The organism is Gillisella taibaishanensis (genome assembly GCF_001938985.1).
Lineage (GTDB): Bacteria > Pseudomonadota > Alphaproteobacteria > Rhizobiales > Rhizobiaceae > Allorhizobium > Allorhizobium taibaishanense.
Genome location: NZ_MKIN01000023.1, coordinates 113,343 through 139,076, shown reverse-complemented (window position 1 = coordinate 139,076; position 25,734 = coordinate 113,343). Strand labels below are relative to the sequence as shown.

Annotated in this window: 19 protein-coding genes; 15 read left to right on the top strand and 4 right to left on the bottom strand. The window is 58.6% G+C overall.

Going from position 1 to position 25,734, the window contains the following annotated elements; all coding sequences use genetic code 11:
• Window positions 1-188 precede the first annotated feature (188 nt).
• The 15 genes from BJF91_RS17485 to BJF91_RS17415 all read left to right on the top strand — a co-directional run bounded on the left by BJF91_RS17485 (window position 189) and on the right by BJF91_RS17415 (window position 16,836).
• Window positions 189-572, top strand: coding sequence for an AGROH133_08824 family phage infection protein (locus BJF91_RS17485; protein WP_075615821.1), 384 nt, complete (start codon window positions 189-191; stop codon window positions 570-572).
• Between the two features lie 250 nt (window positions 573-822).
• Window positions 823-1,419, top strand: coding sequence for a F0F1 ATP synthase subunit delta (locus BJF91_RS17480; protein ID WP_075615820.1), 597 nt, complete (start codon window positions 823-825; stop codon window positions 1,417-1,419).
• Window positions 1,419-2,945: a F0F1 ATP synthase subunit alpha gene (gene atpA, locus BJF91_RS17475; protein WP_075615819.1), complete on the top strand. Its 1,527-nt coding sequence runs from the start codon at window positions 1,419-1,421 to the stop codon at window positions 2,943-2,945. The genes BJF91_RS17480 and atpA overlap by 1 nt, the downstream gene beginning before the upstream one ends.
• A 31-nt stretch (window positions 2,946-2,976) precedes the next feature.
• Complete coding sequence (locus tag BJF91_RS17470) at window positions 2,977-3,858, top strand: F0F1 ATP synthase subunit gamma (protein WP_075615818.1); 882 nt, start codon at window positions 2,977-2,979, stop codon at window positions 3,856-3,858.
• Window positions 3,859-3,879: 21 nt separating this feature from the next.
• A complete protein-coding gene (gene atpD, locus BJF91_RS17465) occupies window positions 3,880-5,325 on the top strand; it encodes a F0F1 ATP synthase subunit beta (protein WP_075615817.1) in 1,446 nt (481 codons plus the stop codon).
• 67 nt (window positions 5,326-5,392) lie between these two features.
• Entirely contained in the window at window positions 5,393-5,800 is a 408-nt protein-coding gene (locus tag BJF91_RS17460) for a F0F1 ATP synthase subunit epsilon (protein ID WP_075615816.1), read from the top strand.
• Between the two features lie 586 nt (window positions 5,801-6,386).
• Entirely contained in the window at window positions 6,387-7,319 is a 933-nt protein-coding gene (locus BJF91_RS17455) for an L-lactate dehydrogenase (RefSeq protein ID WP_075615815.1), read from the top strand.
• A gap of 127 nt (window positions 7,320-7,446) precedes the next feature.
• Complete coding sequence (locus BJF91_RS17450) at window positions 7,447-7,758, top strand: ArsR/SmtB family transcription factor (protein WP_139310754.1); 312 nt, start codon at window positions 7,447-7,449, stop codon at window positions 7,756-7,758.
• A gap of 68 nt (window positions 7,759-7,826) precedes the next feature.
• Complete coding sequence (locus BJF91_RS17445) at window positions 7,827-8,762, top strand: LysR family transcriptional regulator (protein ID WP_075615813.1); 936 nt, start codon at window positions 7,827-7,829, stop codon at window positions 8,760-8,762.
• Window positions 8,763-8,852: 90 nt separating this feature from the next.
• Window positions 8,853-9,332 carry a formate dehydrogenase subunit gamma gene (locus tag BJF91_RS17440; RefSeq protein ID WP_075615812.1) on the top strand — a complete coding sequence of 160 codons (480 nt, stop codon included), beginning with the start codon at window positions 8,853-8,855 and terminating at the stop codon, window positions 9,330-9,332.
• A complete protein-coding gene (locus tag BJF91_RS17435) occupies window positions 9,329-10,897 on the top strand; it encodes a formate dehydrogenase beta subunit (RefSeq protein WP_075615811.1) in 1,569 nt (522 codons plus the stop codon). Before BJF91_RS17440 ends, BJF91_RS17435 begins: the two co-directional genes overlap by 4 nt.
• Before the next feature lie 5 nt (window positions 10,898-10,902).
• Window positions 10,903-13,782, top strand: coding sequence for a formate dehydrogenase subunit alpha (fdhF, locus tag BJF91_RS17430; protein WP_075615810.1), 2,880 nt, complete (start codon window positions 10,903-10,905; stop codon window positions 13,780-13,782).
• A gap of 41 nt (window positions 13,783-13,823) precedes the next feature.
• Window positions 13,824-14,648, top strand: coding sequence for a formate dehydrogenase accessory sulfurtransferase FdhD (gene fdhD, locus BJF91_RS17425; RefSeq protein WP_075615809.1), 825 nt, complete (start codon window positions 13,824-13,826; stop codon window positions 14,646-14,648).
• On the top strand, window positions 14,638-14,910 hold the full coding sequence (locus tag BJF91_RS17420; RefSeq protein ID WP_075615808.1) for a formate dehydrogenase subunit delta: 273 nt from the start codon (window positions 14,638-14,640) through the stop codon (window positions 14,908-14,910). Before fdhD ends, BJF91_RS17420 begins: the two co-directional genes overlap by 11 nt.
• Before the next feature lie 267 nt (window positions 14,911-15,177).
• Window positions 15,178-16,836: an OFA family MFS transporter gene (locus BJF91_RS17415; RefSeq protein WP_075615807.1), complete on the top strand. Its 1,659-nt coding sequence runs from the start codon at window positions 15,178-15,180 to the stop codon at window positions 16,834-16,836.
• Window positions 16,837-16,948: 112 nt separating this feature from the next.
• Here BJF91_RS17415 and BJF91_RS17410 read toward each other — a convergent pair whose 3' ends face one another.
• The 4 genes from BJF91_RS17410 to BJF91_RS17395 all read right to left on the bottom strand — a co-directional run bounded on the left by BJF91_RS17410 (window position 16,949) and on the right by BJF91_RS17395 (window position 25,676).
• Window positions 16,949-17,428 carry a chemotaxis protein CheW gene (locus tag BJF91_RS17410; RefSeq protein ID WP_075615806.1) on the bottom strand — a complete coding sequence of 160 codons (480 nt, stop codon included), beginning with the start codon at window positions 17,426-17,428 and terminating at the stop codon, window positions 16,949-16,951.
• A gap of 111 nt (window positions 17,429-17,539) precedes the next feature.
• The gene (locus BJF91_RS17405; RefSeq protein ID WP_083943371.1) at window positions 17,540-19,219 is read right to left on the bottom strand and encodes a methyl-accepting chemotaxis protein; all 1,680 of its coding nucleotides are present in this window, start codon (window positions 19,217-19,219) and stop codon (window positions 17,540-17,542) included.
• 277 nt (window positions 19,220-19,496) lie between these two features.
• Window positions 19,497-23,687: a translocation/assembly module TamB domain-containing protein gene (locus BJF91_RS17400; RefSeq protein ID WP_075615804.1), complete on the bottom strand. Its 4,191-nt coding sequence runs from the start codon at window positions 23,685-23,687 to the stop codon at window positions 19,497-19,499.
• Between the two features lie 48 nt (window positions 23,688-23,735).
• The gene (locus tag BJF91_RS17395; protein ID WP_083943383.1) at window positions 23,736-25,676 is read right to left on the bottom strand and encodes an autotransporter assembly complex protein TamA; all 1,941 of its coding nucleotides are present in this window, start codon (window positions 25,674-25,676) and stop codon (window positions 23,736-23,738) included.
• Window positions 25,677-25,734: the final 58 nt, after the last annotated feature.

Here is a 25,734-nt window from a genome sequence, read left to right as displayed (position 1 = left end):
ATCGGCCTGTGTCATAAGAGCCCATCGTTGTGCCGGGTCGTTGATCCGGCCTTTGCGAATAACTACTCGAGTTACTCAGGGAAAAGTGGATAGCGGTTTTCCCGAAAAGACAAACAAAACAGAAAAGGCTGAAGTCTGTGTGGTTCAATTCGAACCTGACAGACTCCAGGAATTGCCAAGGGGCTGACATGGAGTTTTATTTTCCGACCGAAACCGGCGAGCAGCTTGCCTTTGCAAGCGCCGCTGCTACCGCCCTGATCGGGCTGTTAATCCTGTTTGCGCCTGGCATCACCATGAGAATGCTTGGCCTTGGCATTATGGCCGGTCGCCGTGAGGGGCTGGCAGCGATACGTTTCGGCGGAGGCCTGTTGACCGGGCTCGGTGGCAGCGTCGTGATGCTCGCCCAGCCGATGCTTTATCTTGCTTACGGGGCAACGCTTGCGGCTGGCTGCTTCGGCCTGGTCCTGTCTGTTCTCTCTGACCATAGCGCGACCTGGCGCACAGTTCTATCTCTGGTAGTGGCTGGGATTTTGGCGTCTTTGCCCTTCGTCTATGTCTTCGGTCTTGTCTGAGGCAGAATCGCGCCGGCCCAGTCGATAATTTGACCGAAGAGATCACAAAATCGTCAAAAGCGGGTTGCCCTCTCCGTTTATTCCGTTAATACCCGTGTTGCGAGTCCGGGGATCGTATGGTAGACGGACCGCAAATTTGGACGATGCGGGCCGTGGCGCCCGTAGGTCCGGGGGAAAACTTAAACGATATCAAACTGGTTTTGCGCCGTCAGGCGCATCCGAGCGGTTTGAATCACATTCAGGGAAATTTGTGCCCGTGGCAGACACATCCCAGCCCAATTCCGGCCAGCCAAAGTCCGGCCAGCCGGTCTCAGCAGTTGCCGAGCGCTATGCCTCGTCGCTTTTCGATCTGGCGCTCGAGTCCGGCTCGATCGATGCCGTCGCTGCCGATCTCTATCGCTTCCAGGCGATGATTGATGAGAGCGCGGATTTGAAGCGGCTTGTGGCAAGCCCCGTCTTCACCAGCGAACAGCAGACCGGCGCCATCGTCGAGCTCTGCCAGAAGGCTGGTATCGGCGGCCTCGTGGGCAACTTCCTGAAAGTCGTCGCGGCCAACCGTCGCCTGTTTGCCGTTCCCGGCATGATCGCAGCCTTCCGCTTGATCGCGGCACGCCATCGTGGCGAACTGGCTGCCGATGTGACCTCTGCTCATGCGCTGACGCCAGCGCAAGAAACCGAACTGAAGGAGGCGCTGAAGAGCGCTACCGGAAAGACTGTGACGCTGAGCGTGACCGTTGATCCGTCTCTCCTGGGTGGCCTGATCGTCAAGGTCGGCTCGCGCCAGATTGACACGTCTCTTCGCACCAAACTTTCCACCCTTAAGCTTGCACTGAAAGAGGTTGGCTGATGGATATCCGCGCCGCGGAAATTTCCGCAATTCTTAAAAATCAAATCAAGAATTTTGGTCAGGAAGCTGAAGTTTCCGAAGTTGGCCAGGTTCTGTCCGTCGGTGATGGTATCGCTCGCGTCTACGGGCTCGACAATGTCCAGGCCGGCGAAATGGTCGAATTCCCCGGTGGTATCCGGGGTATGGCGCTGAACCTCGAATCCGACAATGTCGGCGTGGTTATCTTCGGCTCCGACCGTGACATCAAGGAAGGCGACATCGTCAAGCGCACCGGCGCTATCGTTGAAGTTCCCGTTGGTCCTGAGTTGCTGGGTCGCGTTGTTGATGCGCTCGGCAACCCGATTGACGGCAAGGGTCCCATCACCTCGGCGACCCGTTCGCGTGTTGACGTCAAGGCGCCTGGAATTATTCCGCGCAAGGGTGTTCATGAGCCTATGTCTACCGGCATCAAGGCTATCGATGCTCTGATCCCGGTTGGCCGTGGCCAGCGCGAATTGGTGATCGGCGACCGTCAGACCGGCAAGACCGCCATCATTCTCGATACCTTCCTCAATCAGAAGCCTGCTCACGATGCTGGCGGTGACGACAAGATCTTCTGCGTTTACGTAGCTATCGGTCAGAAGCGTTCCACCGTTGCCCAGTTCGTCAAGGTTCTGGAAGAGCGCGGCGCTCTGAAATATTCGATCATCATCGCTGCAACCGCATCTGATCCTGCTCCAATGCAGTATCTGGCGCCGTTCGCCGGCTGCACGATGGGCGAATATTTCCGCGACAAGGGTCAGCACGCCCTGATCGCTTATGACGACTTGTCCAAGCAGGCTGTTGCATACCGTCAGATGTCGCTGTTGCTGCGTCGTCCTCCGGGCCGCGAAGCTTATCCTGGCGACGTTTTCTATTTGCATTCGCGTCTGCTTGAGCGCGCAGCAAAGCTCTCTGACGATCGTGGCGCTGGTTCGCTCACCGCTCTGCCGGTTATCGAAACTCAGGGCAACGACGTGTCGGCCTTCATTCCGACCAACGTGATCTCGATCACCGACGGCCAGATCTTCCTCGAAACCGACCTGTTCTATCAGGGTATTCGTCCGGCTGTTAACGTCGGTCTGTCGGTTTCGCGCGTTGGTTCTGCCGCCCAGGTCAAGGCGATGAAGCAGGTTGCCGGTTCGATCAAGGGTGAGCTTGCCCAGTATCGTGAAATGGCCGCCTTCGCCCAGTTCGGGTCCGACCTTGATGCCGCCACCCAGCGCCTGCTGAACCGTGGTGCTCGCCTGACCGAACTTCTGAAGCAGCCGCAGTTCTCGCCGCTGAAAGTGGAAGAGCAGGTCGTGGTGATCTTCGCCGGTGTGAACGGCTACCTCGACAAGCTCGCCGTTGGCGATGTCGGCAAGTTCGAGCAGGGCCTGCTGTCCTACATGCGGACAGAAGGCAAGGCTATCCTCGATGCAATCCGCACGGAAAAGGCTATCAGCGACGACGTCAAGGGCAAGCTCAAGGCTGCTCTCGACACGTTCGCAAAGTCTTTCGCCTAAAACCGGATTCGAGCCAAGGACGGATTAACGGATGCCTTCACTAAAGGATCTGAAAAACCGGATCGCCTCCGTCAAGGCGACGCAGAAAATTACCAAAGCGATGAAGATGGTCGCTGCGGCAAAGCTGCGTCGCGCTCAGGAAGCGGCCGAAGCCGCCCGGCCGTTTTCCGAACGGATGGGCGCCGTGCTTGCCAATATCGCTCAGGCGGTCGGCAGCGACGATGGCGTATCGCCCCTGATGACCGGCACCGGTAAGGACAACGTGCATCTGCTCGTCGTCTGCACGGCTGAGCGCGGTCTTTGCGGCGGTTTCAATTCGCAGATCTCCCGCTTTGCCCGCGATCATGTGCGTAGTCTTTTGGCTGCCGGCAAGACGGTCAAGATCTACTGCGTCGGCAAGAAGGGCTATGACAGTCTGCGTCGTGAATTCGGCGCACTGATCGTCGATCGCACCGAATTGCGCGATGTGAAGCGTGTTGCTTTCGAAAACGCCGATGCCATCGCCCGTAAGGTGATCGGCATGTTTGAAAAGGGCGAATTCGACGTCTGCACCTTGTTCTACTCGGAGTTCAAGTCGGTCATCAGCCAGGTGCCGACGGCCCAGCAGCTGATCCCGGCTGCGGCGCCGCAGGTGTCCGCCGCTGCAAGCGGTGCGGCAGCGATCTACGATTACGAACCGGATGCCGCGTCGATCTTGTCCGACCTGATCCCGCGCAATATTGCCGTCCAGATTTTCCGTGCGCTTCTCGAGAATGCCGCCGGAGAAATGGGTGCCAAGATGAGCGCCATGGACAATGCGACGCGCAACGCCGGCGACATGATCAACAAGCTGACACTGAGCTATAACCGCCAGCGCCAGGCTAAGATCACCACCGAACTCATTGAAATCATTGCGGGCGCAGAAGCGCTCTGAGCTAAGAAAGAGGGTAATAACATGGCCCAGACATCTCCCGCAGCGGGCAAGGTGACCCAGGTTATCGGCGCCGTCGTTGACGTTGCTTTTGACGGTAACTTGCCGCCGATCCTGAACGCGCTGGAAACCACCAATGGTGGCAACCGACTCGTCCTGGAAGTTGCACAGCATCTCGGTGAAAACGTTGTCCGCACGATCGCTATGGACTCGACCGAAGGTCTGGTTCGTGGTCAGGCCGTGTCGGATACCGGCGCTCCGATTTCCGTTCCGGTTGGCGATGAAACGCTCGGCCGTATTCTGAACGTGATCGGTGAGCCCGTTGACGAGCTTGGCCCGGTTGTCACACAAGCCCGCCGCGCCATCCATCAGCCTGCTCCTGACTATGTTGAGCAGTCGACGGAATCTGAAATCCTCGTCACCGGCATCAAGGTTGTTGACCTTCTGGCACCTTACGCCAAGGGCGGCAAGATCGGCCTGTTCGGCGGTGCTGGCGTTGGCAAGACCGTTTTGATCATGGAATTGATCAACAACGTTGCTAAGGCACACGGTGGTTACTCAGTGTTTGCCGGTGTGGGTGAACGTACCCGCGAAGGCAACGACCTCTACCACGAAATGATCGAATCCAAGGTGAACGTGGATCCACATGAAAACGGTGGCTCTGCTGCCGGTTCCAAGTGCGCGCTCGTTTACGGCCAGATGAACGAGCCTCCAGGTGCGCGTGCCCGCGTTGCCTTGACCGGTTTGACCATCGCTGAAGACTTCCGCGACAAGGGCCAGGACGTTCTGTTCTTCGTGGACAACATCTTCCGCTTCACGCAGGCTGGTTCTGAAGTGTCGGCTCTTCTGGGTCGTATTCCTTCAGCCGTTGGTTATCAGCCAACACTGGCAACGGACATGGGCGCTCTGCAGGAACGTATTACGACGACGCATAAGGGGTCTATCACCTCTGTCCAGGCGATCTACGTTCCCGCCGACGACTTGACCGACCCGGCTCCTGCAACATCCTTCGCCCACTTGGATGCAACGACGGTTCTGAACCGTTCGATTGCTGAAAAGGGTATTTATCCGGCCGTTGACCCGCTCGACTCCACCTCGCGCATGCTTGATCCAATGATTGTTGGCGAAGAGCATTACGAAGTGGCTCGTAAGGTTCAGTCGACCTTGCAGCGCTACAAGTCGCTTCAGGACATCATCGCCATCCTCGGCATGGACGAGCTTTCGGAAGACGACAAGATTGCCGTTGCCCGTGCCCGTAAGATCGAGCGCTTCCTGTCGCAGCCATTCCACGTTGCCGAAATCTTTACCGGTTCGCCGGGCAAGCTGGTTTCGCTGGAAGACACGATCAAGGGCTTCAAGGGCCTGGTCAATGGCGACTACGACCACATGCCTGAGGCCGCCTTCTATATGGTTGGATCGATGGACGAAGCCATCGAAAAGGCAAAGAAGCTGGCAGCCGTTGCTGCCTGATCCATGGATCGACGAATGCGCGGTTTCGGCCGCGCTTTCAATTTCCATCGTTAGAAAGTAAAGAGCCATGGCTGACAATTTCAATTTCGAATTCGTTTCCCCCGAGCGCCTGCTGATCTCGGACAAGGTAAGCGAGGTTGTCATTCCGGCAACCGAAGGCGAGATGACCGTCATGGCCCATCACGCGCCGACAATGACGATGATCAAGCCAGGCGTTGTCACCGTGAAGTATGCGTCCGGGCAGAGCGGCAAATATGTGATTTTCGGTGGCTTTGCCGATATTACACCTGAGGGCTGCACGCTGCTGGCCGAAAGCGCCGTTTCGGTTGATGAGCTCAGCCGTGACACGCTGATGAAGCGTATCGATCGCGCCAAGGCCGATTTGGAGGATGCGGAAAACCACGAGCATCGCACCAAGCTGGAGCATTTCCTCGATGCGATGACCCACCTGAATGGTGTGTTGATCCCCGGTTGATTTCTTCCAGTGATTGCTTTTCAGAAAGCGGCCCCAGCGGCCGCTTTTTTTATGGTTGTAGCACGCCGGGCGCGGGCTGAAACAAGGCCCGGCCTGGAACGCCAATCAGTTGGGCCATAGCCGTTACATCCGCAATTTTCACTCGTGATGGTAAATTGGTCTTACGGGTACAACTTGCCGATTCCCAACAGGTTGATAGGTACGTATCGACGCACATAACCCGCCGCAAGCTTCTGATATTAAAAGATAAAATTATGATCCAGCATTCTATGCCTCTGTGGGTTGAATGAGTCATGTCTGCTACGCGGAATGACCGTTCTTAAAGAGTGGTTTAGCGACAAAAAGCCCTCAAAAATGGACGAAACCGATCATTGACACCGGCTCCGCCTAACGTCACTGTTTGCAATCGCGCTGTTAAACACCATCTCTAATCGATTAGAATGCGGTCGGCCCGGAATATGAAGTCTGCTGTCTGTCTTCATATTCGGCGACATGGTGGTCGCTGGGTTTAACGGTGCGCCGTCGACCCGGCAGAGTGGCGAGAAGACTGCGAAGCCGAGGGGTTTCGAGGGTGAGGGACTGGGACATGAAGGTGGGCATCATAGGGGCGGGTATGGTTGGCAGTTCAGCCGCCTACGCCTTGGCCATGCTCGGGATCGCTTCCGAGATCGTGCTCGTGGATAACAATGCTGACCTGGCGCAAGCCCAGGCGGAGGACATTTCGCATGCCGTCCCCTTCGTTTCGGCCACGGTAGTGCGGGCGGGTGACTACGACGATTGCGCTGGGGCCGGTGTGATTATCATTTCCGCTGGCGTCAGCCAGAAGCCTGGAGAAACCAGGCTTGAGCTGCTCGGGCGTAATGCGGAGGTGTTTCGCAATGTCATCGGCCGTATTTTACAGGCGGCGCCACAGGCGCTCTTGCTGATCGCGTCCAATCCGGTCGATATCATGACCGATATCGCCACCCGTTTGTCTGGTCTACCGCCGCAACGGGTGATCGGTTCTGGCACCATTCTAGATACGGCCCGGTTCCGCAGCCTGCTCGGACGGCATTTGCAGATCTCGCCCCAGTCCGTTCACGCCTATGTCCTGGGCGAGCACGGCGATAGCGAAGTGCTCGGCTGGTCCAACGCGATGGTCGGCGCTGTGCCGCTTCAGTCTTTTGCGCAGCAGGCAGGTCGACCGGTAACGGACGAAGTTCGCCTGAAGATCGATGCTGGCGTGCGCGGTGCGGCCTACAAGATTATCAAGGGCAAGGGCGCCACTTACTACGGGATAGGCGCCGGGTTGGCGCGGATCGTCAAGACGATTGCCCGCGATCAGCGTGACGTGCTTTCGGTTTCGAGCGTGACCAAGGAACTTGCCGGGGTGACAGACGTTGCGGCGTCCGTGCCGCGTGTCATTGGCGCCGAAGGGATCGTCATGGATTTGGTGCCCGATCTCGATGAGACGGAACGTATTGCCTTAAACGCCAGTGCGAGAATGCTGAAAGATTTGGCACTCTCGGTGCCCTGCTGAAAAATTACTGCCACGGACCCTCTCCTTCATCCAGGGTTCAGCAGATTGCGGACATTGTCATCAGATGGAACCCATGATTGTTTCTGGACAAGACGCCGAAACACCGGCGACCCAATTGGCGAATTTCATGCAGAAGGCTGCCGGAGCCGCGGCGCTTCTGAAGGCCCTTTCGCACGAGAATCGGCTGCTGATCCTGTGTATCCTGAGCGAGGGCGAGAAAACCGTCAGTGAGTTGGAGGTTATCCTGCAATTGCAGCAGGCGATTGTCTCTCAGCAGTTGGCGCGCTTGCGCATGGACAATCTGGTTGAAAGCCGGCGCGCCGGCCGCCAGATCTATTATTCGATCACCAATCCCTCGGTGAAGGAACTGGTGTCGCTTCTCTACCGCATGTATTGTGCGCCGGCAGGCGAGGTTGCCGCTTTCGACCTGCGCGACTGACCCGCCCTGCATGCCACCCGACTTGTTGCGTCGGCACTCGGTGATACACAGCGGCAGACGGATTTTCGATGATCGACAAGTTGGAATTCTTTATCGCTCTCGCGCGGGCGGAACATTTCGGACGCGCTGCCGAGGAATGCGGCATTTCCCAGCCCACGTTGTCTGCCGCGATCCGCCAACTTGAAGATCAGCTTGGCGTTGTTTTGGTTCAGCGCGCGTCGCGATTTCAAGGCCTGACCCCTGAGGGGCAGCGGGTATTGGAATGGGCGCGGCGCATTGTTGGCGATGCCCGCACGATGCGCGAAGAAATGCGCGCGGCTCGCAACGGTCTGGCTGGCCATATCCGCCTTGCCGTCATCCCGACGGCGCTGGCCATGGTGCAGAAATTGACGGAGCCGTTCCAGGCTCGCCACCCGGCGGTCACCTTTCAGGTTCTGTCACGCAATTCACTCCAGGTTTTGAGCCTGCTCGAAAACCTCGAGATCGACGCTGGCGTCACCTATCTTGACAACGAGCCGCTTGGGCGGGTCACCTCTGTGCCGCTCTATGCGGAGCGCTATCACCTGATTGCCGCAACCGGCACGCCTTTGGCCGATCGAGAAAGCGCCACATGGCGGGAAATAGCTGATCTTCGGCTTTGTCTATTAACCCCCGATATGCAGAACCGACGCATCATCAATCAGCATTTTACAGAAGCCGGTGTCGTCCCGCGTCCAACGCTCGAATCCAATTCGATGATCGTGCTGTTTTCCCATATCCGCACCGGCCAGTGGGCGTCGATCATGCCTCGTAACGTTGCGGAATCCTTTGGCTTTCCTGAAGAAATCCGGATGGTTCCGATCATCGAACCGCAGGCGCAGCATTTGGTTGGGTTGGTAGCTACGCATCGCGAGCCCTATACGCCTTTAGTCTCGGCCCTGTTGCACGAGGCCCGCCGGTTAGCGACGGAACAGGCCTTTGATAGGTTTTTTCTATCGCGTAACGAATCGCCGTTATTGACCTAGCGAGGTGGCAATCGGCATTCTCTCAACTTGATGATTTTCAGTTCAGCCTGCAGCCTCTAGCGCGGGTTATGGACGTTGATGAGGTTGGCGATGAACATGCATGTGGTTGCCGAGGCGGATATCGCCAGAGTCGAGGCGATAGTCGAGGAATTGAAACATCTTGAGGGGCCTCTTTTGCCGATCCTGCATGCGGTTAAAGCGGAATTCGGCTTCGTGCCCGACAGCGCCAAGCCTGTCATTGCTAAGGCATTGAACCTGTCGCGCGCCGAGGTGCATGGCGTTGTCAGTTTCTATCACGATTTTAAGGATCATCCCTCGGGTCGGCATGTGCTGAAGCTCTGTCGCGCCGAGGCTTGCCAGTCCATGGGATGCGAGCCTCTTGCCGATAAGATCAAGGCTAAACTCGGGATTGATTGGCACGAGACCACAGCTGACGGCGCGGTGACGCTGGAGCCGGTCTTCTGTCTTGGCCTCTGTGCCCAGGCGCCAGCGGCCATGTTGGATGGGGAGTTGCATGCCCGCCTGGATGAACACTGTCTCGAGGGCCTGATCACGGAGGCCCGCCAATGACCGTGACAGTTTTCGTTCCCCGCGATGCGGCAGCCCTTGCTGTCGGCGCCGACAAGGTCGCCGCTGCTATTGAGCGCGAAGCTGCTGTTCGCAAGCTGGATATCACGATCGTTCGCAACGGTTCGCGCGGTATGCTCTGGCTGGAAACGCTCGTGGAAGTCCGGACCGATCATGGCCGCGTCGCCTATGGTCCGGTGAAGCCATCTGACGTGGCCGGCTTGTTCGATGCGGGCTTTCTGAGCGGCGCGGCTCATCCGCTCTGTCATGGGCCGACCAGCGAAATGCCCTATCTGAAGAACCAGACGCGGCTGACCTTTTCCCGCTGTGGGATTACCGATCCGCTGTCGCTTGATGATTACCGCCATTACAAGGGCCTGACCGGCCTTGAAAAGGCGGTCGAAATGGCGCCCGCCGAGATCATCAAACAGGTGACCGACAGCGGCTTGCGCGGCCGAGGCGGGGCGGGCTTCCCAACCGGCATCAAATGGAAGACCGTGGCCGATGCCAGGGCAGACCAGAAATATATTGTCTGCAACGCAGATGAGGGCGATAGCGGCACCTTTGCCGACCGGATGATCATGGAAGGCGATCCCTTCGTGCTGATTGAGGGCATGGCGATCGCTGCCATCGCGGTCGGCGCTACCAGGGGCTATATCTACACCCGCTCGGAATATCCGCATGCGATTGCCGTGATGCGCGAAGCCATCGAGATCGCCCGCAAAGAAGGCATTCTGGGCAGCGCGGTGCTTGGCTCCGCTTACGCCTTCGACATGGAAGTCCGCGAAGGCGCCGGTGCTTATGTCTGCGGCGAGGAAACCTCGTTGCTCAACAGTCTGGAAGGCAAGCGTGGCGTGGTGCGTGCCAAACCGCCGCTGCCGGCGCTGGAAGGCCTGTTTGGCAAGCCGACCGTCGTCAACAATGTCATGTCGCTCGCTTCCATTCCCGTCATCATGGACCGTGGTGCGCAGTTCTACCGCGATTACGGCGTTGGGCGCTCGCATGGCACTATCCCGATCCAGATTGCCGGTAACGTCAAATACGGTGGTCTCTATGAAACCGCCTTCGGCCTGACACTCGGAGAGATCGTCGAACAGATCGGCGGCGGCACGGTGTCTGGCCGTCCGATCAAGGCGGTGCAGGTGGGTGGACCCTTGGGTGCTTATTTCCCGCGCAGCCTGTTTGACACCGTTTTCGATTATGAGGCCTTCACCGCCGCTGGCGGGCTGATCGGCCATGCAGGTATCGTGGTGTTCGACGATACGGCCGATATGCTGAAGCAGGCCCGGTTTGCCATGGAATTCTGCGCAGTGGAAAGCTGCGGCAAGTGCACGCCCTGCCGCATTGGTTCGACACGCGGTGTCGAGACGGTAGACCGGATTGCGCAAGGCATCGAGCCGGAGAAGAACAAGGTCCTGCTAGAAGACCTGTGCAACACCATGAAATTTGGGTCGCTCTGCGCATTGGGCGGTTTCACGCCCTATCCCGTGATGAGTGCCCTGACGCATTTCCCCGGCGATTTTCAGCCCCAGCCTGGTTTGGCGCCCCTCGTTGAAGCTGCGGAGTAAGCTCTATGTCTCTTATCCATGAAATCGACTACGGCACGCCCGCTTCCACCTCCACCGACCTGGTGACGCTGACCATTGATGGTCGCGAAGTCACGGTAGCGGCGGGAACCTCGATCATGCGCGCCTCGATGGAGGCCGGCATTCAGGTGCCGAAGCTCTGCGCTACCGACATGGTCGATGCCTTCGGTTCCTGCCGACTCTGTCTAATCGAGGTCGAGGGTCGCAACGGCACCCCGGCCTCCTGCACCACACCAGTTGCCCCAGGGATCGTCGTCCATACCCAGACCGAGCGGTTGAAGCAGATCCGCAAGGGGGTGATGGAGCTTTACATCTCCGACCATCCGCTGGACTGTCTGACCTGTGCGGCCAACGGTGATTGCGAATTGCAGGACATGGCCGGCGCGGTTGGCCTGCGCGACGTGCGCTACGGCTATGAGGGCGACAACCACGTCAAGGCGCGCGGTGGCGATGGCCTTAACGCCCGCTACATGCCGAAGGACGAGAGCAATCCCTATTTCACCTATGACCCTTCGAAATGCATCGTCTGTTCGCGTTGCGTGCGGGCTTGCGAGGAAGTTCAGGGCACGTTCGCGCTGACCATCGAAGGTCGCGGCTTTGACAGCCGGGTCTCGCCCGGCGCGCATGAAGCGTTTCTGGAATCGGAATGCGTCTCCTGCGGTGCCTGCGTCCAGGCCTGTCCGACGGCGACGCTGACTGAAAAGTCGGTGATTGCCATTGGCCAGCCGGAGCATTCGTTGGTCACCACTTGCGCCTATTGCGGCGTCGGCTGCTCCTTCAAGGCGGAAATGCGCGGCGAAGAATTGGTGCGCATGGTGCCGTGGAAGGATGGCAAGGCCAATCGCGGTCATTCCTGCGTCAAGGGTCGGTTCGCCTATGGCTATGCCAGCCACAAGGATCGTATCCTGAACCCGATGGTGCGCGAGAAGATCACCGATCCCTGGCGGGAAGTGACCTGGGACGAGGCCTTTGCCCATATCGCTTCGGAATTCAAGCGGCTGCAATATCAATATGGTCGCGATTCCATCGGCGGCATCACCTCGTCGCGCTGCACCAATGAAGAAACCTATCTGGTGCAGAAGCTGATCCGCGCCGGCTTCGGCAATAACAATGTCGATACTTGCGCCCGCGTCTGCCATTCGCCGACTGGCTATGGTCTCGGTCAGGCCTTCGGTACCTCGGCCGGCACCCAGGATTTCGACAGCGTCGAGCATTCGGATGTCGTGCTTGTCATCGGCGCCAATCCCACCGATGGCCATCCGGTGTTCGGTTCGCGGCTGAAGAAGCGGCTACGTAAAGGTGCGAAGCTGATCGTTATCGATCCGCGCCGCATCGATCTCGTCAAGACGCCGCATGTTGAAGCCTCTTTCCATCTGCCGCTGAAGCCCGGCACCAATGTCGCCGTGCTGACCGCGATTGCCCATGTCATCGTCACAGAAGGGCTGTTTGACGAGCGCTTTATCCGCGAGCGCTGCGACTGGTCGGAATTCGAAGATTGGGCCGCCTTCGTCTCCGGGGCGGAGCACAGCCCGGAAGAGACGGAGAAGTTCACCGGCGTTCCCGCTGCCGAATTGCGCGGTGCTGCCCGGCTCTATGCCACCGGCGGCAATGGCGCGATCTACTACGGCCTTGGGGTCACCGAACACAGCCAGGGCTCGACCACGGTCATGGCGATTGCTAATCTGGCCATGGCGACCGGAAATATCGGCCGTCCCGGCGTTGGCGTTAACCCATTGCGCGGCCAGAACAATGTCCAGGGCTCCTGCGACATGGGCTCCTTCCCGCATGAACTTCCGGGCTATCGCCATATCTCCGACGATGCCACCCGCGAGACCTTCGAAAAGCTCTGGGGCGTGACCCTGAACAACGAGCCGGGCCTGCGCATTCCCAACATGCTGGATGCGGCTGTCGAAGGCACGTTCAAGGGGCTCTATGTGCAGGGCGAGGACATTCTCCAGTCCGATCCGGATACCAAGCATGTGTCGGCAGGCCTGGCGGCGATGGAATGCGTTGTGGTCCACGATCTCTTCCTGAATGAGACCGCCAATTACGCCCATGTCTTCCTGCCGGGTTCGACCTTCCTCGAAAAGGACGGCACCTTTACCAATGCCGAGCGTCGCATCAACCGCGTGCGCAAGGTGATGAGCCCGAAGAATGGCTATAGCGACTGGGAAGTCACCCAGAAAATGGCGCAGGCCATGGGGCTGCCTTGGAACTATACGCATCCGTCGCAGATCATGGACGAGATTGCCGCGACCACGCCGAGCTTTGCCGGTGTCTCCTATCCGATGCTTGATGAAAAGGGGTCGGTGCAATGGCCCTGCAACGAGAAGCATCCAGAGGGATCGCCGATCATGCATGTCGACGGTTTCGTGCGCGGTAAGGGCAAGTTCATCCGCACCGAATATGTCGCAACGGACGAACGTACCGGTCCGCGCTTCCCGCTGCTGCTCACCACTGGCCGTATTCTCTCGCAGTATAATGTCGGCGCGCAGACGAGGCGTACGGATAACGTCGTTTGGCATGGCGAGGACCGGCTGGAAATCCATCCGCATGACGCCGAACAGCGCGGCATCAAGGAAGGCGACTGGATCAAGCTCGCCAGCCGTTCAGGTGATACGACGCTAAGGGCACTGATCACCGACCGGGTGGCGCCTGGTGTGGTCTATACGACCTTCCATCACCCCGATACGCAGGCCAATGTCATCACGACTGACTATTCCGACTGGGCCACCAATTGCCCGGAGTACAAGGTGACGGCAGTGCAGGTCTCACCCTCCAACGGCCCGACCGATTGGCAGCGGGATTACGATGATCTGTCGCGGCAGTCGCGTCGCATTGTCGGCAAGCTGGAGGCGGCGGAATAGAGCATGGTCGAGATGCCAACGGGGCAGAAGGGCTCGCCGTCATGACCGATCGTAAGACCGTCAGCAATGTGCCGCAGTGGCAATATCGGCAGGGTGCGACCCGCAGGGCGACCCGTGTTGTGCCGGAGGAAGTGCCTGTTGCCTTTTCCTATGGTGGCTCGACACATGCAGTGATGATGGCGACGCCTGACGATCTTGAGGATTTCGCTGTCGGCTTTTCTCTGGCTGAAGGCATCATCCGTCGGGCTGACGAAGTCCTCGATGTTGAACTGCTCGAGGCTGGCAGCGGCATCGACGTGCAGATCACGCTTCGCGATGCGACGGCTGAAGCACTGACTGCGCGTCGCCGCCGGATGGCCGGGCCTGTTGGCTGCGGCCTTTGCGGTATCGAGTCGATTGAGCAAGCAACGCGGGATGTGCCTGAGGTGACCGGGACTTTCAAGCTGACGCCGGCCGAAATCCGCCAAGCACTCGATGGACTTGCCAAAGGCCAGGCATTGAATCGTGAAACGCACGCCGTGCATGCCGCCGGCTTCTTCATTCCCGGTGAAGGCCTGCTGGCGGTTCGGGAAGATGTTGGGCGCCATAACGCACTCGACAAGCTTGTCGGGGCGGTTTTAAAGGCCGGCCGACAAGGCGCGGAAGGTGTGGTCGTCGTGACGAGCCGGCTTTCCGTCGAAATGGTGCAGAAGACGGCCGTGCTTGGATCGCCAGTATTGCTGGCGATCTCGGCGCCGACCGCACTTGCCATCCGCACGGCGGAGGAGGCAAGCATGACGCTGATCGGCATCGCCCGTGGCGATGATTTTGAAGTCTTTACCAGTCCAGAGCGCGTAGAAGCCGGGGTTTCCGCCGATGTCGCATGAACAGAATGCCGAAAAACTGATCCGCATGGCCAATCAGATCGCTACGTTTTTCAAATCGCAGCCGGAAGCGGAGCGTCTGGCCGGGATCGCCACGCATATTAACAAGTTCTGGGAGCCGCGGATGAGGCGCCAGTTCTTCGAGATGATCGATGGGCAGAGCGAAGGCTTTGATCCGCTCGTCGTCGAGGCTGCAAAGCAAGTGGTGCGGCCTGTCGACAATAGCGCGGCTACTTTTGGTCTGTCTGCGTCGCGCTCGGCGTGAGCACCCTATGACGATTGCTCTGAATGCGCTCCCAGCATTGGCGGATCGTCCATTAAACCCTTAGACGAAAAGGGATAGAACGTGCGTTCGGTTAAGAAAATCAGTGGAAAGATTCGCGGATAAGCGACGTGGGCGCTCAGAAGGCGATATCGACCAAAGCCATTGAACAGTTTGCCTGACCATTCATCGTCGGCAGTACAAGACGCGCTTATGTGGCGAAGACCACAGGAGCGGGGGAAACGCCCAGCCATCCTAGGAGGGATATTCATGGCAGTTACGAATGCGCCGGGGACAGCGCTGTCATCATCTGCGGGCTTGCTAGACCGGGAACGGATCATAGCAAAACCAGGCTTCAATCGCTGGCTGGTTCCGCCGGCGGCTCTGGCAATTCATCTGTGCATCGGCATGGCCTATGGTTTCAGCGTGTTCTGGCTGCCGCTCAGCAAGGCGCTGACCGGGGCAGCACCGGCAAGCTGCGCCAATCTTGGCGTGATCGATGCGCTGTTTACCACCGAGTGCAATTGGCGCGTTGCCGATCTCGGCTGGATCTATACGCTGTTCTTCGTGCTGCTCGGCTGTTCTGCGGCACTCTGGGGCGGCTGGCTGGAACGCGTCGGTCCGCGCCGGGCCGGCTTCGTCTCGGCCTGCTGCTGGTGCGGCGGCATTCTGGTCGCGGCAGTCGGCGTCATGACCCATCAGCTGTGGTTGATGTGGATCGGTGCCGGCGTCATCGGCGGCGTCGGCCTCGGTCTTGGCTACATTTCTCCCGTTTCCACCCTGATTAAATGGTTTCCTGATCGGCGCGGCATGGCGACGGGTATGGCGATCATGGGCTTTGGCGGCGGGGCGATGATCGGTGCGCCGCTCGCCAACCTGCTGATGGGCATGTTCAAGTCGGATGCCGGTCCAGGCGTCTGGCAGACCTTCGTGGTCATGGCGCTGATCTATTTCGTCTTCATGATGGGTGGTGCATTCGGCTATCGAATTCCGCCGGCCGGCTGGCGTCCGGAAGGATGGACTGCACCTGTTGCCAAAAGCAGCATGATCACCCATCGGCATGTGCATCTGCGCGACGCCCATAAAACCCCGCAGTTCTGGTTGATCTGGGCGGTGCTCTGCCTGAACGTTTCGGCCGGCATCGGCGTGATCGGCATGGCTTCGCCGATGTTGCAGGAAATCTTTGCGGGTTCGCTGATCGGCATGCCTGATCTGACCTTCTCGCAGCTCGACGCGGGCCAGAAGGCGCAGATCGCCGCAATCGCGGCCGGATTTACTGGTCTTCTGTCGCTGTTCAACATCGGGGGCCGTTTCTTCTGGGCTTCTATGTCGGACCGCATCGGCCGCAAGAACACCTATTATTGCTTCTTCCTGCTCGGCATCTTGCTCTATGCATTGGCCCCGACGCTTGCCATGCTCGGCTCCAAGGCCCTGTTCGTGCTCGCCTTCGGCATTATCCTGTCGATGTATGGCGGTGGCTTCGCGACCGTTCCGGCCTATCTCGCGGATATCTTCGGGACGCAATTCGTGGGCGCCATCCATGGCCGGCTGCTGACGGCCTGGTCGACGGCCGGGATCGTTGGTCCTGTTGTGGTCAACTATATCCGCGAAGCGCAGATCGCCTCCGGCGTTGCGCCCGGTCCTGCACTTTATACCGGCACGATGTACATTCTGGCTGGCATGCTGGCCTTGGGATTGCTGGCCAATGCGCTGGTTCGACCCCTGTCGGACAAATGGTTCATGTCAGATGAGGAAGTCGCAGCCCTGCAGGCCAAGACCGCAGCAGCCAATGCTGGCCCGACCGGATCCTTCGGCATCGGCAAGGGTGGTTTCGACGCCAAGGCCGCACTTGCCTGGGCTGTTGTCGGCATTCCCCTGCTTTGGGGTGTGTGGGTGACCCTGCGCAGCACCATGGTGCTGTTCGGCTAAGGACTTCGGTCAAAGGCCGCCTCGCTTAAAGTGGGGCGGTCGATCTTATACAACGCCAAAACAAAAAAGCGGCCAGAGCGGCCGCTTTTTTATTGGGAGTATGTCAGTCTGATCAGGCGGCCAGATCTTCGAGATCGCTGCCCTTGAACATCTTCGACAGGTTCAAGAAGCAAATCATGCCGTTTTCATTGGCAATGATGCCTTCCGAGAAAGTCTTGTCGAAGGAGGCCGAGACTTCCGGAACCGGCTGAACCTGGCTCGAGGGGATGGTCAGGATGTCGGAGACGCGATCGACGAGCATGCCGATCACCATATTGTGGACTTCGGCAACGACGATCGCCGAACGCTCGTTGGCGACCGTGCTCTTCATGCCGAGCTTGTAAGCGAGATCGATGATCGGGATGACCGAGCCGCGCAGGTTCATCACGCCGATAACGTCTGCTGGTGCATGCGGGATCGGCGTTGACGGCGCCCAGCCGCGGATTTCGCGGATCGTGGTCGTCTTGACGCAGAACTCCTGGTCATGCAGGCGAAAAGCAATGATTTCGAGGTTTTCACCGCCGAAGCTGGTAGGGGTAATAGGTGTAGCCATGATATCCGTCCCGCCTGTCTCTTGCCCATTCGCCCTGTAAACAGAGGATCCGCCGGGCCTTTTTGCGATCATAAATCCGTGTCGATGCCATGCCTTGCGTCACTAACAACGTCACGCTGCATATCTGTCATTGCTCATCCTAACGGAAGAATGTTTCTCAAATCTAAACTGTTCGAGAAGGCTGCGCAGGTTTTCGGCTTGTTGTGCAAGTCCATGGCTGGCGGCCGAGCTTTCCTCGACCATGGAAGCATTCTGCTGGGTGTTCTGGTCCATCACGTTCACGGCCTTGTTGATTTCATGCAGACCTGTCGCTTGTTCCCGCGATGCTTCGACGATGGCAACAATATTGCGATCGACTTCCTGAACTTCGGTCAGAATGGTCGTCAGCGCGTTGCCCGTTTCGCCCACCAACGAAACTCCTGTCTCGACCTGGCTGGAAGACGTATTGATCAGAACCTTTATCTCCTTGGCAGCCTTTGCCGAGCGCTGCGCCAACTCGCGCACTTCCTGGGCAACAACCGCAAATCCCTTGCCGGCTTCACCAGCGCGGGCGGCTTCCACACCGGCATTCAGTGCGAGGAGATTAGTCTGGAAGGCGATGTCATCGATCACGCCGATGATGTTGGAAATCTCGCTGGAGGATCGCTCAATCTGCCCCATGGCGGCAATAGCATTGCGCACCACATCGCTCGATGCTTCCGCCTGCGTTCTGGTCCGTGCGACGAGCTTGGCAGCTTCGGCTGCTCGCTTGGCGCTATCGGTGACCGTCTGGGTGACTTCTTCAAGTGCTGCGGCCGTTTCCTCGACAGAGGCCGCCTGCTGCTCGGTTCGTCGCGACAAATCGTCGGATGCTGATTTGATCTGGTTGGTGCCAGCGGCAATCGCGCCGGCATTCACTGCGACATTGTGCATGGCCGCTGTCAGTTTCGCCATCGCCTGATTGAAATCCAGCCGAATTTGATCGAGGCCGGCAACGAAGGGGCGCTCCAGGGTGACAGTCAAGTCACCTTCGGATACGGCTTGCAATGCCTCGCCAATTTCTGAAACCGAGCGAACCCGGTCGGTAACATCAGTCGCGAATTTCACGACTTTGGTGACACGGCCGTCGGCATCGAAGATCGGATTGTAGGACGCTTGGATCCAGGCGACCTTGCCGCCCTTGCCGATGCGTTTGAATTCCTCGGCAACAAATTCGCCGCCCGCGAGCTTTTCCCAGAACAGTTTGTAATCCGTGCTGGATGCGTAGGCGGGATCGCAGAAGATCGAATGATGTCTGCCCTTTATCTCTTCCCAGGTGTAGCCAAGCACGGCGAGAAAGTTTTCGTTTGCCGCCAGGATTTCACCGGTCTTCGTAAATTCGATCACCGCTTGCGCCCGGGAGATCGCCGTCATTTTCCCGCGATCCTCCAGCGTCTGAATCTGTGCGGCCGTTACGTCATTGGCAATTTTCACGATCTTGTACGGCTTGCCGTTGCCATTGCTAACAGGGTTGTAGGAGCCGTTGATCCAGACGTCTTCGCCTGCTTTGTTGATTCTTTTGAAGGTCGCTGTTTGGGCCTCGCCGTCGGCAAGCTTTTTCCAGAACGTCTTGTAGTCCTGCGAGGATGTGTAGGTCGGATCACAAAACAGCGCGTGTTTGCGGCCTTTCAATTCTTTAGGCCTGTAACCCATCAGCCGGCAGAATATATCGTTGGCTGAAAGTATTGTACCATTGAGGTCGAATTCTATAACAGCCTGAGACTTCGCTAGCGCTGTCAAAACATTTTTGGAATCTGAGCCAAAGCCAAGCATTACTTTCCCCTTCATGTTGAGATTAGCACGCCCGGTTCTGTGGCCACGAAAGCTGCATCTTGTGCAGTTTCTTTTTGGCGGCCTTGCCGTTCGAGTTAATTTACCCATGAATATATAGGGAATTTTATTAATAAAAACTTATAATCATATTCGAAGAAGCTGCTCTAAAGTATTGAGATGAATTTTCAGTTATACAGTCCAATATAAATCAAAATGTTGCGTGGAATAATATAACGTGCAGCAGCCTTAACATTTTTAATGTTTTATTTTATAATTATCAGTATTCCTTTTCGTAAAACACTCCGCCGCCACTGTCGCCATTTGCGCCCGCTTGGCCCTTGAGCTTGATGCCCCGGCCAACATCGAGATTGATAACAGCCTTGCTGCCGGTGCTGCCCTGCTGAAATTCCAGATAGGTCTTGTCATTGAGATATTTACCGGCGCTGAACTGGGTGTTTCCCTTTGCGTCTGTGCTGACATCGAGATCGTCGACGCCGACGGCGCTGCGCAGGCTGTTGAACAGGGAGGTGGAGTTGCCACCGCCCAGCTGCCCGACGGCATCGGCAAGCTGCGCGATCTGCAACGGAGATAGCTTTGACATGGACTGGCCAAAGATCAGCTGCGCCAGAACTTCGTCCTGGGGCAGCGCGGGTGCGGAGGAGAAGCTGATCTGAGGATCTGTTGCAACGCCTTCGACCGTGGCTGTCAGGGTCGTGCTGCCCGATGTGCTTGACGCAACGAAATCGACGACCGGAATCAGGCCGCCACTGAAGGTGATCTTGCCGGTACTGAAATCCAGCCGCTTGGTGAGGATGACCATCCGGCCTCGCCGCATGGTAAAGCCCCCCGATACCTGCGGCGCCGCGACGCTGCCGGCCAGCGATACGGTGCCGCCAAGTTCCGCATCAATGCCGCGGCCACGCACGAAGATCTGTGATGGCGCAGCGATCTGCAGGTCGAGCTTGATCGGGGAATTGGCTCCGTCTCCAGGTTTTTCCGGGTTCAGAATAGCCGTCTGGCGGCGCACATCTGCGGGAGCGTTCTTATGCTTGATATCGATTTGCGCGATAGAGCCCGGCAGGCGTGAGGGTATGGTGATCGAGGTCTTGTCCAGCGTGAGCTTGCCGGACAAGGTCGGCCCGTCCACCAGCGGTCCTTTAAGGCCGAGCGTTCCGGTGGTCGTCGCGGTCACAAGCGTGCCGTCGACATAGACGGCGTGGTCGAGCTTGACTGAAATGTCGGCGGGCAGGCCCTGACCTTTCAGGTCAATGGTGCCGGTGGCTGAGACCTTGCCGCCGGCTGAAATCCGACCACTCACATTGTTGATGCGTGCCTGGTCGCCATCCAAGGCCACGTCGACCGTCAATTGCTCCAGGGCGATATTGTGCCTGACATCGATCAGCCTTGCCTTTGATGTGGTGACCTTGCCTGACAGCGCCGGCGTCGACAAGCTGCCGCCGATGCGGATATCGCCGTTAGCCATGCCTTCTGCGGTCAGGCCTTGCTTGGTCAGCACGCCCTGGAGGGCGGCGAGCGGCAGATTGGCTTTGAAGGCCATATCGACGGGCTTGTCACCCGCAAGCGACAAGTAGCCGCCGCCGGTGACGCTGATGCCACCGGAGCCAGTGACCTTGCTCTGAACCGCGAGTCGGTTTTCGGCGAAGGTGCCGGAAGCGGTGATCGACAGAGGTGGCAGGCCGGCTGCAGCGATTTTGGCGGCGCTGGCATCCTCCCAGCGCAGGTCATAGGCCACGTTGGGAGCAGCCGATGTGCCCGTCGCGGTAATCTTGCCGGAAATGGTCCCGGCCGCGTCCAGGCCTGATGAGATCGTATTGGCAAGCGAGGCGGGTAGAGCGTTGATCTGAGCGGTCAGATCTAGAGTAGCGCCTGCCTTGCCGGTGACGGAAACCGTGCCGCTGCCTGTCTTGATGGCGAGATTATCGATCGTGGCCGTGCCGCCCTCGACCGTGATATTTGTCGGTCGGGAGAGCGTCAGTGCAATGCCGCGCGGACTTGCGGCAAACTCCTGCAACGCAATCCCGATGCTGCTGCCGTCCTGCTGCACCAATGCCTTGCCGGTCAAAGGCGCATTGTCATAGCGACCGGACAGATCGATATCGGTGCGCGTGCCGCGCCGGTCGAAATTCAGAGCGAGCTGCTCGACAGTGGCCGAACTGGTTGCGATCCGGTCAGCCTTTGCCGTGCCTTGCAGTGCCAATGCCGTCAGGTCACTGGTGGTGATGTCGATCGCAGGCTTGACCACGGTCACGGTGCCTTGTCGAATCGCCGAGCCATCAGCCTTGATCTGGGCAGCAATCTTGCCACCGGTCTCATCCAGCTTGATGTCTCCCTTGAGGTCGCCGGAGGCGGTCTGTCCGCCAAGGGCAGCCAGTAGGCCGAGATCGGGGAAATCGAATGTCAGCGAACCGCTTGGCAGAAAAGCCTTTGAGAAGGTGAGGGCGCCGCTGAGATGATTGTCGCCAACCGTGAGCTTGAGGGTCGGCAGAGCCGTGACGCCGTCCTTGGATGTAAGGTCGAGCGCTGACGTCACCGGCTTGCCGTCGAGGCTGCCTTTTGCCGTCACTGTCGCCGTGGGGGCGCCGCGTATCAGATCGGCCTTGGCCTCCATGGCAAAGCCGCTGAGCTTCCGTCCTGCCAGCATGGCATCGTCGATGTTAATCGTTGCATCCGTTTTGAGGGCGGCAACGGGGCCGTCAGCCTTGACCGTGAAGCCTGCCTTGCCGGACGCATTGGGTTGCAGCACCGCGAGATCGCTGAGTTCACCCGAGAGATCGGCGGAAACCTGCTGATCCACAAAGGAGAACTGGCCCGCTGCCTTGAGTAGACGGGTGTCCAGTGCAAAGTTCGGAACGGCAAGGCCTGATGCCGCTGAATAGCGCGCTTCGCCTTTGAGCTTGACCATATCGGTCTGCGCACCAGTTTTGGCGACAAGCTTTTCCGCCAGCGGCTGCGGCAGCGCCTCGGGGCGGGCAAACAGCTGATAGCTTGCCGCCACAGCTTTGTCGGCAAGGGTGTAGCTGGCGTCTATGCTGCCGCCAATCGTTGGGCTCTCGATGGTCAGTGGCTGAGCAGCGATCCGGTCGCGGTCGACAGAGACAGGTGCCTTCAGCGTTAGCGGCGCCTTGACTGCCCGTGCCAGATTGGGATCCGTCAGTTGCGCCTGCTGAACGCTCAATACCGTGTCGATTATACCCTTGCGCTGGGCAAGATCGAAGGCCGGTGCATGGGCGGTCAGCGTGATGCCACTGAAATTGCCTTGGGGCATAGACAGGTGATCGACGGTCGCGCTGGCATCGAGCTTTGCCGCATCGGCCGCACCCGTCAGGCTGAAAGACAACCCGGCGACATCTGCCAGCAATGTGCCATCGCCCATAGGCAAGCGAAGCTTGGCGGCGCCGTTCTTGCCCTCGAGCATAGCCTTCAGAGAGTTCTCGCCTTTCGGCGAATATGTTCCGCTCGCCTTCATGGCAAGGCTGCCGGTTTCGAGACTGCCTTTTTCCATGGTCAGCGCGCCGTCGTTATCGATCCTGGCTGCGAGATCGATCATCGTGTTGCCGGCAAACAGATCGCGTAGATCTGCTGGCATCAGGCTATCAAAGGCGCCGTTTCCGTTGAGCGTGACGTGCCGGCCGTCGCTGGCAAGCCTATGAGTGGCGATCACGTCGAGCCGCGGCGTCCCATCAAGTGCGCCCGTCAACTCGCCCTTCCAATTGTCGATCGGCCCGCCGCCCTTGACGGTGATGGCAATGGCCGGCGTGTTGGGCAGTTGCAACAGAGTGGCCAGCAATCCGCCCTTCGGCTCCTGCAGGACGGCATCTATGTCGAGCCGGTTCTGTTGCGGGGCAAATGCGACATTGGCCGAAAGGGCGGTCTGTGGCAGATCGACGCCGCGTAAGGCAAGGCGCGAGGCAATCGTATTGCTGCTCGCCGCCAGATTGCCGTCGAGCGCCAAGCGGGCAGCAGTTCCGAGCAATGGCTTTTCCAGCGTGATCTGGGGAACGGAAATCCGCTCAACATTGACATCGACGGGCAGGGAAAAGTCGGTGTCGTTTGTGCTCTGTGTCGCGGGTTCAGTGGAGGGAAGAGGCTTGCGCAGCAGCGTGATGCTGGAGGCGGCAATATCGGAGGCTTCGAAACGGCGCGACAGCAGCGCAAATGGAGACCATTTGATCGACAGATTTTCTATTTCGCCATAGGTGCCGCTCGCATCCGAAACGGTGATCTTTGCCGCGCGCAGATGGCCGTTCAAAAGGCCGCCGAGGCCGTCGATGGCGATGACACGGTTCGGCTTCGAGGCAAGCGAGGCCACGAGATCTCCAACGAACCGGCTGCCGAACTGGGTCGTGCCGACGAGCGTCAAGGCAATGACCAGCATCGCGCTGAGGATCAGCAAACCGTAGCCAAGCACGCGGCCAAGGCCGGAAAGGAGGATCTTGAGGGCTGCCACTGTCTGTTACGACCTTTTCTGTCCGTCCATTCGACTGCTGAGTCTGCGTCAGAAACTCTGTCCAATACCGACATATATGCCGTATTTGTCGCCATTGGGATAGGGATTGAGCGGTACTGCTACATCGAGCCGGATCGGGCCGAACGGCGTTGCATAGCGCAAGCCAATGCCGGCCCCGGCTTTGATGTCAGAAAAATCAGGGACATGGCCACTGGAGACGGTGCCGACATCGAGGAAGGGAACGAGCCCGATCGTCTCGGTGATACGCACCCGGGTTTCGAGCGAGGCCGTCAGATAGGAAAACCCGCCGGTCGGGTCGTCAGCACTGTTGCGTGGCGAGATGCTTTGATAGCCATAGCCGCGCACGGAGCCGCCGCCGCCGGTGAAGAACCGCCGCGTCGCCGGCACATCGGCAAGCCCGCCGGATCCAAACAAGGTGCCGGCTGCCAGCTTGCCGGCGAGAACCACCCCGTCGTTTTGACCTAAGCCATAGTAACCTGAAATAGAGCCCTCAAAGTTGGAAAACACCGTGCTGCCAAGGAATTCATAGCTGGGGGCGGCACTCAGCGTGGCGCGGTAGCCGCCAGTCGGGTTCAGTTTATTGTCGCGGGTGTCGCGCACGTAGTCGAGCGGAACCGAAAAGGTCAGGTAATCATTGCGGCCAAAGGCATCGTCGATCCTGGCATATTCCAATGCTGTCGCTGCCGAGACGGTGTCGTAATCGTTGAGTTCGTAGGAATAGCCGAGCTTACCCGTAACGGAATTTGCGTCGTAGGAATCGGTGTTGAGAGTGGCGGCCTTGATCGATGCTTCCAGTGTGCCCGAGGGCAGGAGAAAGCCCGGCTTGGTGAAGGTGACACCGGCGGAATAGTCGAAATCGGTCGCATTGGTCTTTTGACCGATGCCGCTGACCGTACCCTCGATACGCAGGGATTCCGCCTGTCCGAACAGATTGCGGTGGCCCCAATATCCCTGCAGCCCGGCGCCATCGATGGTGGAATAGGTGGCGCCCGCCCCAAAATAGCGGAACTTGCCTTCGGAGACGTTGATCCCGAGCGGAATGGCGCCTTGAGGATTGAGCTTGTCAGCCGGCGTAATCGTGACGCTGGAAAAGACGCTGAGCTTGCGCAGGCGGTCGGCGGCCTTGCGCAGTTCTTCCGGTGAGTAAGGCTGACCGGCATTCAGCCGGGAATATTTCTGGATGAAAGTGGGATCGACGGCCTTGGCGCCTGAAACGGTGACCGGCCCGAGGGGCGCGACAGGCCCGGCAGAAACGCCGATGGTCACTTCCACTGTATTGGAGCGGTGGTCGGCCTCGACCTTGCGTTCGGACACGTGGGTCAGCGGACGACTTTCCGCCTTCAGGTCCTCAGCCATCTTGTTGGCTGCCTTGATGATCACAAGCGAGCCTGCCGGCTTGCCCGTCACCAAATTATACGTGGCCGGATTAAGACGGGCGGCATCTCCAGTCAGATTGACCTTGCCGAGGGTAAACAGCGGGCCCGGATCGATCTCAACCTTCACAGGCACTGGCTTGTCGCGGGCAAAACTCGGGTTGGGCGGCAGGCTGTCGATCGGCGTTCCGTCAATGGAAATGGTGATGACGCCACCATAATAGGAATGCTCATATAGTGTGGCAAGAAGGCGCTCGCGATCCTCGCGTGCCTTGATGACGACCCCGAGATCGCCTGAGACCGGCTTGCTCTTGTCCTGAAGCAATTGCGAGCTTTTCTTCAGCGCATCTTCCAGGTCATCGGCATCTTTACCGGACGCTTTCGGCTGCGTTGTCAGATCGACACTATAGCGCACGGGATCAACGACATCGGCGCTGGCGTCGTCGCGGCCCCACAGTGTAATCCCAAAAATTTTGAAAGCATAAGCATCGGCCGGAAACGTCAGTGACGTCACACCCAAGACGAGACATGCCAGAGCGATGCCTGACGTCCGAAACGCTTTACTGACATTCGGCAATGTCGCCCCACGCGAAATCAACAGTGTCTGAGGTCCTTATCCGGCCGGAGCAGCCAACCAAGCCCCTTGCTCCTAA

Bases quoted from the DNA above. Each gene is read 5' to 3' on its own strand.
- BJF91_RS17445 (WP_075615813.1), top strand. From the start codon at position 7,827: ATGATCGACAAGTTGGAATTCTTTATCGCTCTCGCGCGGGCGGAACAT.
- BJF91_RS17440 (WP_075615812.1), top strand. From the start codon at position 8,853: ATGAACATGCATGTGGTTGCCGAGGCGGATATCGCCAGAGTCGAGGCG.
- BJF91_RS17405 (WP_083943371.1), bottom strand. From the start codon at position 19,219: ATGCTTGGCTTTGGCTCAGATTCCAAAAATGTTTTGACAGCGCTAGCG.
- atpA (WP_075615819.1), top strand. From the start codon at position 1,419: ATGGATATCCGCGCCGCGGAAATTTCCGCAATTCTTAAAAATCAAATC.
- BJF91_RS17410 (WP_075615806.1), bottom strand. From the start codon at position 17,428: ATGGCTACACCTATTACCCCTACCAGCTTCGGCGGTGAAAACCTCGAA.
- atpD (WP_075615817.1), top strand. From the start codon at position 3,880: ATGGCCCAGACATCTCCCGCAGCGGGCAAGGTGACCCAGGTTATCGGC.
- BJF91_RS17485 (WP_075615821.1), top strand. From the start codon at position 189: ATGGAGTTTTATTTTCCGACCGAAACCGGCGAGCAGCTTGCCTTTGCA.
- fdhF (WP_075615810.1), top strand. From the start codon at position 10,903: ATGTCTCTTATCCATGAAATCGACTACGGCACGCCCGCTTCCACCTCC.
- BJF91_RS17420 (WP_075615808.1), top strand. From the start codon at position 14,638: ATGTCGCATGAACAGAATGCCGAAAAACTGATCCGCATGGCCAATCAG.
- BJF91_RS17470 (WP_075615818.1), top strand. From the start codon at position 2,977: ATGCCTTCACTAAAGGATCTGAAAAACCGGATCGCCTCCGTCAAGGCG.
- BJF91_RS17460 (WP_075615816.1), top strand. From the start codon at position 5,393: ATGGCTGACAATTTCAATTTCGAATTCGTTTCCCCCGAGCGCCTGCTG.
- BJF91_RS17435 (WP_075615811.1), top strand. From the start codon at position 9,329: ATGACCGTGACAGTTTTCGTTCCCCGCGATGCGGCAGCCCTTGCTGTC.
- BJF91_RS17450 (WP_139310754.1), top strand. From the start codon at position 7,447: ATGCAGAAGGCTGCCGGAGCCGCGGCGCTTCTGAAGGCCCTTTCGCAC.
- BJF91_RS17415 (WP_075615807.1), top strand. From the start codon at position 15,178: ATGGCAGTTACGAATGCGCCGGGGACAGCGCTGTCATCATCTGCGGGC.
- fdhD (WP_075615809.1), top strand. From the start codon at position 13,824: ATGACCGATCGTAAGACCGTCAGCAATGTGCCGCAGTGGCAATATCGG.
- BJF91_RS17455 (WP_075615815.1), top strand. From the start codon at position 6,387: ATGAAGGTGGGCATCATAGGGGCGGGTATGGTTGGCAGTTCAGCCGCC.